Annotated in this window: 18 protein-coding genes; 6 read left to right on the top strand and 12 right to left on the bottom strand. The window is 45.5% G+C overall.

The features are described from left to right. Nucleotides 1-74 precede the first annotated feature (74 nt). From Q0230_RS03695 to Q0230_RS03640, 12 genes are all read right to left on the bottom strand, one after another. Nucleotides 75-788: a DUF3581 family protein gene (locus tag Q0230_RS03695; RefSeq protein WP_298608300.1), complete on the bottom strand. Its 714-nt coding sequence runs from the start codon at nt 786-788 to the stop codon at nt 75-77. A 47-nt stretch (nt 789-835) separates the two neighbouring features. Then, nucleotides 836-1,456: a LysE family translocator gene (locus Q0230_RS03690; protein ID WP_298608299.1), complete on the bottom strand. Its 621-nt coding sequence runs from the start codon at nt 1,454-1,456 to the stop codon at nt 836-838. A 2-nt stretch (nt 1,457-1,458) separates the two neighbouring features. After that, on the bottom strand, nt 1,459-2,253 hold the full coding sequence (locus Q0230_RS03685) for a thymidylate synthase (protein ID WP_298608297.1): 795 nt from the start codon (nt 2,251-2,253) through the stop codon (nt 1,459-1,461). A gap of 16 nt (nt 2,254-2,269) precedes the next feature. Then, on the bottom strand, nt 2,270-2,467 hold the full coding sequence (locus Q0230_RS03680; RefSeq protein ID WP_298608295.1) for a hypothetical protein: 198 nt from the start codon (nt 2,465-2,467) through the stop codon (nt 2,270-2,272). Nucleotides 2,468-2,577: 110 nt separating this feature from the next. Further along, nucleotides 2,578-3,042, bottom strand: a complete 465-nt coding sequence (gene nusB / locus Q0230_RS03675; RefSeq protein WP_298608293.1) for a transcription antitermination factor NusB — start codon at nt 3,040-3,042, stop codon at nt 2,578-2,580. A gap of 37 nt (nt 3,043-3,079) precedes the next feature. Beyond that, nucleotides 3,080-3,556 carry a 6,7-dimethyl-8-ribityllumazine synthase gene (gene ribE / locus Q0230_RS03670; RefSeq protein ID WP_298608291.1) on the bottom strand — a complete coding sequence of 159 codons (477 nt, stop codon included), beginning with the start codon at nt 3,554-3,556 and terminating at the stop codon, nt 3,080-3,082. Nucleotides 3,557-3,598: 42 nt separating this feature from the next. Then, complete coding sequence (ribBA, locus tag Q0230_RS03665; RefSeq protein ID WP_298608289.1) at nt 3,599-4,708, bottom strand: bifunctional 3,4-dihydroxy-2-butanone-4-phosphate synthase/GTP cyclohydrolase II; 1,110 nt, start codon at nt 4,706-4,708, stop codon at nt 3,599-3,601. 113 nt (nt 4,709-4,821) lie between these two features. Next, a complete protein-coding gene (locus tag Q0230_RS03660; protein ID WP_298608288.1) occupies nt 4,822-5,064 on the bottom strand; it encodes a hypothetical protein in 243 nt (80 codons plus the stop codon). 218 nt (nt 5,065-5,282) lie between these two features. After that, the gene (gene cybH / locus Q0230_RS03655; protein ID WP_298608286.1) at nt 5,283-5,996 is read right to left on the bottom strand and encodes a Ni/Fe-hydrogenase, b-type cytochrome subunit; all 714 of its coding nucleotides are present in this window, start codon (nt 5,994-5,996) and stop codon (nt 5,283-5,285) included. Nucleotides 5,997-5,998: 2 nt separating this feature from the next. Continuing rightward, nucleotides 5,999-6,202 (bottom strand): hypothetical protein, encoded by a 204-nt coding sequence (locus Q0230_RS03650; protein WP_298608284.1) that lies wholly within the window; start codon nt 6,200-6,202, stop codon nt 5,999-6,001. 11 nt (nt 6,203-6,213) lie between these two features. Then, complete coding sequence (locus Q0230_RS03645; RefSeq protein WP_298608282.1) at nt 6,214-8,028, bottom strand: nickel-dependent hydrogenase large subunit; 1,815 nt, start codon at nt 8,026-8,028, stop codon at nt 6,214-6,216. Nucleotides 8,029-8,030: 2 nt separating this feature from the next. Then, a complete protein-coding gene (locus Q0230_RS03640) occupies nt 8,031-9,128 on the bottom strand; it encodes a hydrogenase small subunit (protein ID WP_298608280.1) in 1,098 nt (365 codons plus the stop codon). A 252-nt stretch (nt 9,129-9,380) separates the two neighbouring features. Between Q0230_RS03640 and Q0230_RS03635 the strand changes: the two genes are divergently transcribed. From Q0230_RS03635 to hybE, 6 genes are read left to right on the top strand one after another with little or no spacing between them, the layout of a single operon-like run. Further along, on the top strand, nt 9,381-10,073 hold the full coding sequence (locus Q0230_RS03635; RefSeq protein WP_298608279.1) for a HyaD/HybD family hydrogenase maturation endopeptidase: 693 nt from the start codon (nt 9,381-9,383) through the stop codon (nt 10,071-10,073). Further along, nucleotides 10,073-10,396 carry a HypC/HybG/HupF family hydrogenase formation chaperone gene (locus tag Q0230_RS03630; protein ID WP_298608277.1) on the top strand — a complete coding sequence of 108 codons (324 nt, stop codon included), beginning with the start codon at nt 10,073-10,075 and terminating at the stop codon, nt 10,394-10,396. Before Q0230_RS03635 ends, Q0230_RS03630 begins: the two co-directional genes overlap by 1 nt. Before the next feature lie 4 nt (nt 10,397-10,400). Next, nucleotides 10,401-10,811, top strand: coding sequence for a hydrogenase-1 expression HyaE (locus Q0230_RS03625; protein WP_298608275.1), 411 nt, complete (start codon nt 10,401-10,403; stop codon nt 10,809-10,811). Between the two features lie 10 nt (nt 10,812-10,821). Next, complete coding sequence (locus tag Q0230_RS03620) at nt 10,822-11,691, top strand: hydrogenase expression/formation protein (RefSeq protein ID WP_298608272.1); 870 nt, start codon at nt 10,822-10,824, stop codon at nt 11,689-11,691. Beyond that, a complete protein-coding gene (locus tag Q0230_RS03615) occupies nt 11,688-11,918 on the top strand; it encodes a rubredoxin (RefSeq protein WP_298608271.1) in 231 nt (76 codons plus the stop codon). Before Q0230_RS03620 ends, Q0230_RS03615 begins: the two co-directional genes overlap by 4 nt. After that, entirely contained in the window at nt 11,911-12,405 is a 495-nt protein-coding gene (hybE, locus tag Q0230_RS03610) for a [NiFe]-hydrogenase assembly chaperone HybE (RefSeq protein WP_298608269.1), read from the top strand. Before Q0230_RS03615 ends, hybE begins: the two co-directional genes overlap by 8 nt. Nucleotide 12,406: the final 1 nt, after the last annotated feature.

Below are 12,406 nucleotides of genomic sequence, written 5' to 3'. Positions count from 1 at the left end.
GGTGTTCCCTAAAAGCTTGTGAAAACGCGCATTATAGGCGGGTTATTAGGGGATGGGAATGCTTGGTTAGGTTGTTAAGTAGTGGCACGATAATTTGTTTTTAAGGCTAAATAAGTAGCTACCAGTTTTTCTGCTACTGCATCATCGTGTGGAATCAAGCCGCTGACTAATAAGCGTTTAAAACCATGTCCGACAGTTTGCCCCGCTGATTTGACAGCAAAATTCAAATTCACCTCACCACGTTTGCCATTCACTACTAATTCGGCTTGTTTAGCTTCTAATGTTGGGTTTTCTAAATCGAGCCTGTCCAATTCAAATAACATGCGTTCATAAATAACCAGCGGGCGTTCTGGATTGAGCATAACATTTTGCGAAGTCAGTAGGGGTTGAATCGTGTACGGATAATTATGACCGGAAAAGGCCACATAGTTACGGCTTAAAGTTTCTGCTAAAGCGGGGTTTTTTAGCACTTCACCTTCACGTTCAACTCTTAAATAAACTTTATCAGCACCATTGCTAATATCAAAAGCCTTCGCATCTGTAGGCCTAAAATCTAAAGGATCATTATCGCCCACCATGCCTTTAAAAATAAAAGTCATTTTGGGGCTAATACCATATTTAGCTAGTACTAAGGAGAATAAAAGGTCGCCAGGTACGCAAAAGCGCTGTGCATCGGGATTATGAATAGGATTAAAATCGTCAGCGATTTCTTTGGCAAAGCGGCTGGCTTGTTGCGCGCTAATCCGCACGGTATGGCCTTCTACCTTATGGAACTCATCAAGAAACATACAAACTCGATTGTACTGAACTAAGGGTCGATCAGTATAAGCAAATTTCAGCCTAGAATCAGCCAAATACCAATGGCAATCATCAGTGAACCTGTAATTCGATTGAGCAGACGTACATTGCCTTGCTTTAAGAGTAAATGCCGTAAGGCTTGCCCACCGCTGGCGTAGGCTAATAAACAACCAAATTCCATGGTCAGCACAATCGTTAACATGAGTACTAATTGTGTGCCAATTGGGCGACTGTGATCAATGAAAGGGGGTAATAAAGAAAGCAGAAACGCCCAACCTTTAGGATTAGATACAGCCGTGACAAAGCCTCGTATGGCTAAATCCCAGGGCTGAATGGAGATAGTTGCGTCAGGTGTTTCAGGAATAGCCAAGCGCCCACGCGAGCGCCACATTTCAATCCCAATCCAGGCTAAATACAACCCTCCAAGTATTTTGAACACTAAAAATACACTGGGGAATTTCAGCATCATGGCAGCAATACCGACAATACCTAAAGTGGCTACTAAGCCAACCCCCAACAGCTCGCCCCACATCATCGGTAAGCTACGTTTTAGGCCAATTGACATGCCTAAAGTGAGGGCTAAAGTCATACACAGTCCGGGCGTGACGGATACGAAAAAAAAGGTCGGAATAAACACCGCCAAGGTTTCAGCTTGCATGATTAAACCGCTACAGGTGCTTTAATATGAGGATGGTGTTGATAATTAACTAACTCAAAATCTTCGTATTTAAAGTCAAAGATAGACGTTATCGCAGGGTTTAATTGCATTTGTGGCAGTGGATAAGGCTTGCGGGCTAATTGCTGCTCGGCTTGCTCTAAATGGTTGAGATATAAATGCGCATCACCGAGGGTATGGATAAATTCACCTGGTTTTAAACCAGTCACTTGAGCGACCATTAAAGTTAGCAAAGCATAAGAAGCAATATTAAAGGGCACACCTAAAAAAATATCCGCACTACGTTGATAAAGTTGGCAAGATAATTTGCCATCAGCTACATAAAATTGAAAAAAAGCATGGCAAGGTGGCAAGGCCATCGTTTCAATATCCGCCACATTCCAAGCACTAACAATCAAGCGTCGTGAATCAGGCGTTTTTTTGAGCTGTTCAATAACTTGGCTGATCTGATCAATCTGCCGTCCATCTGCGCTAGGCCAAGAACGCCATTGGTAACCATACACCGGGCCCAGTTCACCGTTTGCATCAGCCCACTCGTCCCAAATACTCACGCCATGTTCTTTTAAATACGCAATATTGGTTTCGCCGCGCAGGAACCATAATAATTCGTAAATAATCGAGCGTAAGTGGAGACGCTTAGTGGTGAGCAGCGGAAAGCTTCCTGAAAGGTCAAAACGCATTTGGTGGCCGAAGACCGACACCGTGCCTGTTCCGGTGCGGTCTCCTTTCTGGCAACCTTGGTCGCGCACATGGCGCATTAAATCAAGGTATTGCTGCATGATAACTGAGTGCTAATTAGCCTTGTTGCTGAGTATTAGTTGCTAGTTTACCTGCTTGTTGCTTGCGTGTGTTGAATTTTAAGGTACAGGTATAAACCAAAGGCAAACTATCAGTATGGCCTACTTGGTGAGCGTGCTCTTCAACATGGCAAGTGGATTTGTGCGTATAGAATAATGGGCGCTGCTGGCCTTCTTCTTGATCGGTATGTTGCATTAATAGCTCCTTTTTGTTCTTTTAGGACAATTTAATTGTAAGCCCTAAGAAAAATAGAACATTATTTAGTCGATAATGGGTGGATAAACATTGAAGAAATCAATAAAGGGTCAAATTTGGGTAGATGACTGGCTGGCTTTAAATTCTTCTGGACGGGTTTGACTCGCTACTTTGTCTAAAATTCCGTTCACGAATTTGTGTGCTTGTTCTGCACCAAACTTTTTGGTCAGATTCACCGATTCATTCACGACAACTTTGTAGGGAGTTTCAGGATTATTAATTAGCTCACAAGTGGCAATGCGCATGACCGCATGTTCAATCATGTCAACTTGGGCTAATTTGCGATCTAAATGCGGATTTAACAGGGTTTCAAGTTGCTCGGTATTTTCAATTGACCAACGCAGCATTTTATGGAAAAAGGCGGCATCACATTTCCGGAAGTCCTCAGCTAACTCTAAGTCTTGTTGGAAATACTGGTAAATTTCTTCAAAGGTATTTCCAGTCATCAGCCATTGATAAGTACCAATCATCGCTAAGCGGCGTGCGACCCGACGTTTAGCAATCAGCTGCTGCATCTCATTCAGAGGCTTTCGTGAGGGCTTCTTAGACATTTCAGGCACGCAATTTATTTAACAAAGAGACCATTTCGATAGCAGTCAGAGCTGATTCAGCCCCTTTATTACCCGCTTTAGTACCTGCACGTTCAATGGCTTGCTCAATGGTATCAGTGGTCAGTACACCAAAAATCACTGGAATATCATGAGCTAAGCCAACAGATGCTAAGCCTTTAGCTGCTTCGCCAGCGACATAATCAAAATGGGCAGTACTGCCACGAATCACCGCACCTAAAGCAATGATGGCATCATAGTCGCCATTCACCGCCATCGATTGCACAACAACGGGTAATTCATAAGCACCAGGAACACGCACGATTTCAATATCATCTTCTTCAATACCGTGACGTTTTAAGGTATCAAGCGCACCTGCTAAGAGGCTTTCAACAATGAAACCGTTGAAACGAGCTACTGCAATGCCATAGCGTGCTTTTTGTGGGGTGAAATCACCTTCAGTTACTTTGATAGCTGTCATGCTTAATCTTTAATCCTTGAGTCCAACCAGTGATTAGTCATATTAATTATGAACGTAATCAACTACTTCTAAGCCAAAGCCCGCAATGCCTAAGAAACGCTTAGGGGCACTCATTACACGCATTTTCTGTACACCTAAGTCAGCAAGAATTTGGGCGCCAATGCCATAAGTTTTGAGGTCAGCGGGTGAAGAGCGCGTATTGTCCTGTACAATCGGCTGAGATTCAAACGCTTTTAAACGATCTAACATATCTTGGGTATTATTTTGCGGTTCGCGCAAGATAATAATTACACCAGCACCTTCATCAGCGACTTTTTGCATCGCATCGCGTAAAGGCCAGCCACAATAGGGTTCTTTCAGTGCTAGTAAATCACAAAGTTCATTTTCAAGATGTACCCGTACTAGAATCGGTTCATCTGGTTTAACTTCACCTTTGACTAAAGCTAAATGAATATTAGAGCGGCCTAATTCTTTATAAGCATGCAGCTTGAATTCACCCGCTTCAGTATTCACAACACGCTCATAAACTGGCTCTACGGTTTTTTCATTTTGCACGCGATAGCGAATCAAATCCTCAATCGTACCCATCTTGAGGCCATGCTTTGCGGCAAAAATTTCTAAATCAGGGCGACGTGCCATCGTGCCATCTTCATTGAGAATCTCAACAATCACCGCGGCTGGCTCAAAGCCCGCTAAACGTGCAAAGTCGCAGCCCGCTTCGGTATGACCTGCACGAGTTAAGACACCGCCCGGTTGTGCCATGATCGGGAAAATATGCCCTGGTTGTTCAATATCAGACGGTTTAGCATTCGGTGCTACTGCAGTACGAATGGTATGTGCACGGTCATAAGCTGAAATACCTGTGGTCACGCCTTCAGCCGCTTCAATAGAAATCGTGAAGTTGGTGCGATGGGCTTCATCGGTCGCCGCATTCATCAAGGGCAGATTAAGTTGTTTACAGCGCTCACGTGTGAGGGTGAGGCAAACAAGACCACGGCCTTCTTTCACCATAAAATTAATATCTTCAGGGCGAGTCATGGAGGCAATCATTAATAAATCACCTTCATTTTCACGGTCTTCATCATCAACGATGACCACCATTTTGCCTGCTGCTAAATCGCTAAGGATTTCTTCAATTGTATTAAATGCCATGATGGGATGTCCGCTTGGGGCTGTCAGCCATTTATGAGGCGGCAATCATACGCAAATCTTGTGCGCTTGACTAATCGTCCTAAAGAATATTTATGTGAAAAATACATCTAAGCTCAGCGTCTGCGATCACTAATGGCCGCTAGGCGTGCTAATAAAAAAGACAGGCTCAAGATGATTAAACAGCTTAAGCCTAGGGTTAAGATAAAGGCGCTGAAGTTGAATTCAGGTTGTGTCAGCCATTGCTCAACAGTTTTTGTATGTTGCAAGTTTAAGTAAGCCAATAAGCCAATTTGTGTCGTTCCACCGTTTGAGTCACTAGTTCCTAGCATGCTACCCCACAGCAACCAAAGAGACATAAAAATAGCCAAGGCTCGAGCTAGTGAAAAAATTGGATTAGGGATTTTATGTTTTTTGGAAACTATAAAGGTAATCATTAAAGCAAAGCTAGCAGTGCTAAACAGAGTGAGGAGAAACGTATAGCCGGGGCTTAGATGAAGCATAAACTTTAGGTACAGGAAAAAAGAAACCCGACCTTAGTCGGGTTAAGTGCAAAGATCAACTGTGCTTCAGCAGATTAGTGTCCATCATCCACTTTGCGTTGATCCTTAAAAGTGCGCCAACCACTAATCATGGTACTCACCAAGGATTGCCGCGACATAATATCTTCGCGAATTGCCACATAAATATGTGCCATCACGAATAGTAAGATCCACCACATGCCCATGTGATGCCACGTGTGCACATCCATACTTTGTCCAAACAGTGGGATCACCCATGAACTGAATAAGTGGAATTGCCATGAATCTAAACCAGCTCCTTCACCATAAAGTGCAAAGCCGGTGACGATCATAAAGACCATGCCCCAGACAAACATGAAATGCATGAATAAAATGGCAAGAGGATTATGGCCGGTATATTTGCGCGGCTCCTTTTCTAAAAAGGCATACCAGCGAATTTCATGCAATACGCCTGACCAGTACTCAGGTTTATGAAAGGGCGGCACAAAGATTTCGCGAGCGTGATTATTGCCTACAAAAGCCCAGTAAATTCTGCCTAAAAAACCAATTAGTAAAATATAACCCGCTGCGAAATGTGCAAAACGGATATACCCCATCAGAAAATGATCACTAGCCTCACCAGACATTGTGGGTAATGGACTACCAATAAAGTAGCCAGTGATCGCTAAGACCACGATAGCTAACGCATTAAGCCAATGCCAAATCCGTAACGGTGCTTCGTATACATAGACGGCTGGTTGGAAGGCTGGAGTATCGTTCGGTTGAGACATGATTAACTCCTTTTGACACGCCAGACCACCACAGCAGTGATTAAAGCACCCACAGCGAATAAACCGATACTGTGGTAAGGACTACTAACCAAGTGCTCGGCAAGCTCGGACCAACCTAAAGCCCCATGTTGCCCGGGATGCGCTAAAGCAGCCGTACTGCTGAATAATGCACTCAGAGCAATTAAATCCCGTGAAAATTTAAACATTTTATTGCTCCTTAGCGCACTTTTACGGTTGTTAACTCTTCGCCATCTGGCCCCATTACATGCGTTGAGCAAGCTAGGCAGGGGTCAAAACTATGCAAGCTACGCAGAATTTCCACTGGCTCATTTGGACGCTCAACCGGCGTATTCATCAGACATGCTTCAAAGGCACCAATATTCCCAGCCGGATCACGCGGTGAGCCATTCCAAGTGGTTGGTACGACGCATTGGTAGTTTTCGATTTTGCCGTCTTTAATCTTAATCCAATGCCCTAAAGCACCCCGCGGAGCCGCTACATTACCGACCCCTTTAGCTTCTTTGGGCCAAGTGGAGGGATCCCACTTTTCCATATTTGCAGTAGTGGTATCGCCAGCTTTGATATTGCCAATCAGTGCCTGCCAATCATCCATCATCATGTCCGCACAATATTCCGACTCCAAAGCACGGGCTAAAGTCCGTCCAATGGTGCTATGCAAGACCCCTTTCGGGTCTAAAGCAGTACCGGCTAATTGATTGAAAGAGGCAATACTCCGAGCTAATTGTTCCTGTACATAGCCAATCCCTTTGGCATAAGCGATGGTGTAACGCGACAGTGGCCCAACTTCGACCGCATGGCCTTTCCAACGTGGCGCTTTAATCCAAGAGTATTTAGCACTTTCGTCTAACTCTTTAATGTCAGTCCGTGTACCTTTAGCATTCGCGCCCAAGACATAGTTCGGCTCAGTAATTCCATCCCAAGGATGTAAGCCTTTGCTTTCATCAGGGTAGCTATACCAAGAGTGGGTAACGAATTCTTGCACTTCCTCCGGATTGCGTGGATCGATGGGCATGACTTCATTCCAATTGCCATTCAGGATCACGCCGCCGGGTAATTGATCCGTGGATTTGTCGTAAGGAACTTTGGCGTAATCACCATAATCCATGACATTAATCGCGCCATGCCCACCGCCCCACAATTGATTTTTATAGAAGCTGGCAATGGCAATCACATCTGGCACGTATACGTTTTTATTGAAGGCAATCATTTCCTCAATCCGTGCACGCACGAAGTTCAAGCGCTCCATATTCAAGGGCGCGCCCGCAGAGTAATTTTGATCCATATTAATCGCGCAAGGCACACCACCGACTAAATAGTTCGGATGCGGATTTTTACCACCGAATACCGTATGGACTTTGACGAATTCTTTTTGTAAATCTAATGCTTCTAGATAATGGGCGACTGCCATTAAATCCGCTTCGGGTGGCAGTTTGTACGCAGGATTATCCCAATAGCCATTTTTGAATGGGCCTAGTTGACCCGATTCTATAAAGCGTTTAATCCGCGTTTGTACATCGCGGAAATAACCGGGGCTGGATAAAGGATGCGCAGGCGAAACGGTTTGTTGTAAAGTTGAAGTGGCTTTCGGGTCAGCTTTTAAGGCATTGACCGGATTGACCCAATCCAAAGCGTGTAAGTGATAGAAATGCACCACATGATCATGCACTTGCAGGGTTTTTGCCATCATTTCACGGATCAGATGCGCATTGAGCGGAATCTTAATCCCTAAGGCATCTTCCACCGCACGTACTGAGGTTAAGGCATGGCAACCCGTGCAAACCCCACAAATCCGCTCTACAAACGCCCAGGCATCGCGGGGGTCTCGGCCTTTTAAAATCACTTCCAAGCCGCGCCACATCGTGCCTGTTGAAACCGCATTGCGGATCACATTGCTGGAATCAATATTCACTTCACAGCGCATATGCCCCTCAATGCGTGTGACCGGATCAATCACTACCCGTTGCCCGGAGTTGTCTAAGGTATAGCCATTTGGTGTAGTAATAACGCCCACTGTTATTCTCCTTGTCCCTTAGTGGTCACAGGTTGATTGGATTGGTTGGCTTTAGCTCGACTTACTGCCGAAGCAGCAGCATGTGCAGCAATCGCTACCCCAACGGTACTCGCAGCAGCAATCCCAATCGTGTCGGCATTAGCTTCAATTCCAAACGGTTTAATATCGGTCAAGCGGGCATACCATGAGCCTTTATCCCAGAAACCATCTTCTGAGCAACCAATACAACCATGTCCTGCTTGAATCGGAAAAGAAGTACCTTCATTCCAGCGAATCGTAGAGCAGGCGTTATAAGTCGTAGGGCCTTTACAACCCACTTTGTAGAGACAATAACCTTTGCGCGCGCCTTCATCATCAAAATGTTCTACGAATTGACCGGCATCAAAATGCGGACGGCGATAACATTTGTCGTGAATGCGTTGGCTATAAAACATTTTTGGGCGACCTTGGCGGTCGAGTTCAGGAAATTTTTCAAAGGTTAGAATATAAGTCACGACAGCGGTCATCACTTCCGCAATGGGTGGGCAACCGGGGACTTTAATAATCGGTTTGTCGTGAATGACTTTGTGTACAGGGGTTGCTTTCGTTGGATTCGGTGCAGCGGCTTGTACACAACCATAGGAGGCACACGAACCCCAAGAAATAATCGCTTTGCAGTGTTTAGCGACCCGAGTTAATTGATCCAGAAAAGGCTTCCCACCAATAATGCAAGACATACCGTCTTGATTAAGCGGTGGGTTGCCCTCGACGGCTAAAATAAAATTGCCGTCATATTTTTTTATAGTCTCTTCTACAATCGCCTCAGCCTGTTGACCCGCTGCTGCCATGATAGTGTCGTCATAATCTAACGATACCATCGATAAAATTACATCTTTTGCCAGTGGATGTGCGGAGCGAATAAATGACTCAGAACAACAAGTACATTCCAGACCATGCAACCACAAAATGGGAATGCGTGGTTTAGTTTCCATTGCATGTGCAATTTTACCTGCAAACTCTGGCCCTAAACCTAAAGCTGCTGCAGTCAAACTACAGTATTTCAAGAAACTCCGCCGTGAAATACCTTGGCGGCGCATAACATCATAGAAGGTCTCTAGCATAAAGCACTCCTCACTCCGAATTTTGGTCTGGCAAATGGCTTTATGCAAAGGGTATGCCATCCACCTAGATAGGTTTCCGTTAATCTGCCTAACTTGCTATTTATCAAAGTGATAAACCTTAGGTTTGCACCCACCTCTATCTAATCAACTTAAGTTCGAAGAAGGCGTGTACTCAATAAAGTGGAAATTAACCTTGCAAATTTTTTTAAAACTGTAATACGATGTTCCAATCACTATGGCAGGAGAGAGTAAGTGTCCACCCAACAGGTTTTAGTGCTTGGCATCGGCAATCTACTGTGGGCTGATGAGGGCTTTGGGGTACGTTGCATTGAAACCCTCCACCAACATTACACTTTTCCTGAAAATGTCACTCTGATGGATGGTGGCACGCAAGGTATTTACCTCGTCCAACATGTGCAAGCAGCCGATATTTTAATTGTCTTCGATGCGATTGATTATGGCTTAGAAGGTGGCAGCTTAAAGCAAATTCACGATGCCGAGGTGCCCACTTTTATGGGGGCAAAGAAAATGAGTTTGCATCAAACCGGATTTCAAGAAGTGTTAGCAATGGCACAATTGCTTGATGCTTACCCCGAAAAAATCTTACTTGTTGGCGTGCAACCTGTGGAGCTTGAGGATTACGGTGGTAGTTTGCGTCCCGCTGTAAAAGCACAAATCCAACCTGCTATTGCGATTGCTTTAAATTATCTGGCTAATTTGGGCATTCATGCCAGCAAACGTATTGAACCCTTACCCGAGCACGAGCGCTTAACCCCGTCACAAATTGCTTTAGCTCAATACGAAGCTGGTCGTCCTTCAGCGGAGGTTGCGTGTCGTTTGGGTGATGAGCGTGTGTTAGCCGATCCGACCCTGCAATTTGACCCCAAACCCTCCTTAATCGAGCAGCCTTTGAGTGTGAATGTCGATAGTAGGAGACCTAACTAATGTGCATGGGCATTCCGATGCAAGTGCTGGAAATGCGCGGTACGTATGCTTTATGCGAAGCGGATGGGCAAACCGAACTCATTGATATGATCTTAGTGGGCGAGCAAGCCCAAGGCACTTGGATACTTAATTTCCTTGGGGCAGCGCGAGAGGTCTTAAATCCTGAATATGCTGCCCAAATGCGCCAAGCCTTAGCGGCTCTGCAAGTGATTAATCAAGGCCATGATCCACAAGCCCAAATGGATGCCTTATTTGCCGATTTAATTGGGCGCGAGCCACCCTTACCGGAGCATTTGCGCGCGCAATTGCCACACAAAGGATAAACTTATGTCATCCCCGCTAATTGAGCGTTTGCAACATGAATTTCAGTATCCGTTGGTGGATGCGAGCAATTTAACTGAGTTTCTTAAAGCCCACGCTTGCACCGTGCTGTTTTTCACCGAAGACCCCAAGCGCTTCCACGAATCGAATGATGTAGCGGTGGTCTTGCCGGAACTTGCCAAAGCTTTCCCCAATCAATTCACGCCTGCCATTGTGGCGCGCAGTGATGAGAAAAAATTGCAAAGTTTGTACGGCTTTCCATCTTGGCCTGCTTTGGTGTTTTTGCGTGGGCAAAATTACTTAGGTGTGATTACAGGGATTCAAGATTGGGCAGTGTATTTGTCAGATATTAAAACCATTTTAGCCTCTGAACCCTCGCGCCCACCCGCGATTGGGATTGCAGTGGTCAGCCATTAAGGAGGCTAGTATGACCGAGAAATATTACGGCAAACCGCTTGGAATTCCGATTGTGGGGGTAGGTTCGCAACCTGCGGAAGAAGGCGACGAAACTTTTAGTTTTATGGGTGCACCGGGGGCGATGCCGACCTTTCAAAATCCGATTCTACCTGAGCCAGAAGAGGTGGAAAATCTGGTGGCTGCCAAAACGCTACTTGCGCAAATGCAACAGGGTATTGAGCAGTATCAAGCGCATTCGCCTGCCTTGAAATATGACTTAATGCCTTTGGATGCGGCTAACCTTGATTTAGTGAATCAAGTCCTGAATGAAGGCGAGGTGAGCGTGGTCTACAGCGGTGTGCCCACCGTGCAGATTCAAGAATCGGTATTGACGGGCGTGTGGCGGGTGCAGACCTTTGATGCCCATCAGCAATTAATCGCAGATTGCATTGAGGTCGCAGAGATTCCTTCCATTGTGCGCGAGCGTGGTTTTGCCAATGTACAAGCTTTGGATACTAACCTGAATAATTTACCCTTTGGTGTGTTAAATGCGCCTGCCTTAATGACCGAAGTGGCTGAGAAAAGTGCTTCGTGGGAAACGGGTGCATTGCCGCATGTGATTAATTTAAGTTTATTGCCGTTGTCACCAGAAGATTTAGCCTTTTTAGGTGAACGTTTGGGCGTGGGTGAAGTGACGATTTTATCGCGTGGTTATGGCAATTGCCGGATTGGTAGTACACGCATCCCGAATGTGTGGTGGGTAAAATATTACAACTCCGAAGACGCCTTGATTTTAAACTCAATTGAAATTGTCGATGTACCAGCAGTCGCTTGTGCAGCCCCCGAGGATTTGGCGGATAGTGCTGAGCGTTTGGCAGAGATTTTAGAGGTTTATCAATGAGCCAAAGTCATAGTCCATTTGAAGGCTCCTATGGGGGCGATAATTCGCGCATTAAAGACAGCGATAAAATGGAATGCAAAATCTGCTGGCGCGTTTACGATCCCGAAGAGGGGTGCGACTACTGGCAAATCCCTGCTGGAACCCCATTTTCGCAATTGCCCGATCATTGGCGTTGTCCTGAATGCGACGCACCCAAAGCCCAATTCATGGTCGTGAATCATGCTTGAAACCCATCCTGCCGACGCTTGCATTGCGCGCTTGGAGCACACGTTCCAAGCCATTGAGCGCGAGCGTATGCAGGATTTACCGATTTTAAATCCAAATTTGCAAGTCAAAGCGCTTGGTTTTAAACGTTGGCAAACGTATCGCTTAGGTATTTTACTCACGCCGTGGTTTATGAATGTGCTGCTCTTGCCCGAAATACAAGACTGGCAAGTGGGCAGTAAACACATGATTGCATTGCCATCCGGTGAATATGAATTTATTGTTGGGTATGAACCCGAATTCGGCTTTTATCTAAGCTGCTCGCTATTTTCCCCCGTATTAGAGTTTGAAAATCAAGCCGCTGCGGAAGCTACCGCTGAAATTGCTTTGCTTCATCTGCTAAAACAAGAAACTGCCCCAGAACCCGCTAAAACCGAAAAGCCCAAAGGTATCAATCCCGAACCTTTAACTCGACGTGCGCTATTACAAGGGCGCTTTGTGCGAGGCTAAG

This window comes from uncultured Thiothrix sp. (genome assembly GCF_937876535.1).
Lineage (GTDB): Bacteria > Pseudomonadota > Gammaproteobacteria > Thiotrichales > Thiotrichaceae > Thiolinea.
Note: the sequence above shows the minus strand (reverse complement) of the source record. Positions and strands in the feature narration are given on the sequence as shown.

What these genes read in the sequence shown, in the direction of transcription:
- Q0230_RS03650 (WP_298608284.1), bottom strand. Translation starts at nt 6,202, where the DNA reads ATGTTTAAATTTTCACGGGATTTAATTGCTCTGAGTGCATTATTCAGC.
- Q0230_RS03690 (WP_298608299.1), bottom strand. Translation starts at nt 1,456, where the DNA reads ATGCAAGCTGAAACCTTGGCGGTGTTTATTCCGACCTTTTTTTTCGTA.
- Q0230_RS03620 (WP_298608272.1), top strand. Translation starts at nt 10,822, where the DNA reads ATGACCGAGAAATATTACGGCAAACCGCTTGGAATTCCGATTGTGGGG.
- cybH (WP_298608286.1), bottom strand. Translation starts at nt 5,996, where the DNA reads ATGTCTCAACCGAACGATACTCCAGCCTTCCAACCAGCCGTCTATGTA.
- Q0230_RS03625 (WP_298608275.1), top strand. Translation starts at nt 10,401, where the DNA reads ATGTCATCCCCGCTAATTGAGCGTTTGCAACATGAATTTCAGTATCCG.
- Q0230_RS03680 (WP_298608295.1), bottom strand. Translation starts at nt 2,467, where the DNA reads ATGCAACATACCGATCAAGAAGAAGGCCAGCAGCGCCCATTATTCTAT.
- ribBA (WP_298608289.1), bottom strand. Translation starts at nt 4,708, where the DNA reads ATGGCATTTAATACAATTGAAGAAATCCTTAGCGATTTAGCAGCAGGC.
- Q0230_RS03685 (WP_298608297.1), bottom strand. Translation starts at nt 2,253, where the DNA reads ATGCAGCAATACCTTGATTTAATGCGCCATGTGCGCGACCAAGGTTGC.
- Q0230_RS03640 (WP_298608280.1), bottom strand. Translation starts at nt 9,128, where the DNA reads ATGCTAGAGACCTTCTATGATGTTATGCGCCGCCAAGGTATTTCACGG.
- Q0230_RS03695 (WP_298608300.1), bottom strand. Translation starts at nt 788, where the DNA reads ATGTTTCTTGATGAGTTCCATAAGGTAGAAGGCCATACCGTGCGGATT.
- Q0230_RS03615 (WP_298608271.1), top strand. Translation starts at nt 11,688, where the DNA reads ATGAGCCAAAGTCATAGTCCATTTGAAGGCTCCTATGGGGGCGATAAT.
- Q0230_RS03660 (WP_298608288.1), bottom strand. Translation starts at nt 5,064, where the DNA reads ATGTCTCTTTGGTTGCTGTGGGGTAGCATGCTAGGAACTAGTGACTCA.
- ribE (WP_298608291.1), bottom strand. Translation starts at nt 3,556, where the DNA reads ATGACAGCTATCAAAGTAACTGAAGGTGATTTCACCCCACAAAAAGCA.
- hybE (WP_298608269.1), top strand. Translation starts at nt 11,911, where the DNA reads ATGCTTGAAACCCATCCTGCCGACGCTTGCATTGCGCGCTTGGAGCAC.
- Q0230_RS03630 (WP_298608277.1), top strand. Translation starts at nt 10,073, where the DNA reads ATGTGCATGGGCATTCCGATGCAAGTGCTGGAAATGCGCGGTACGTAT.
- nusB (WP_298608293.1), bottom strand. Translation starts at nt 3,042, where the DNA reads ATGCAGCAGCTGATTGCTAAACGTCGGGTCGCACGCCGCTTAGCGATG.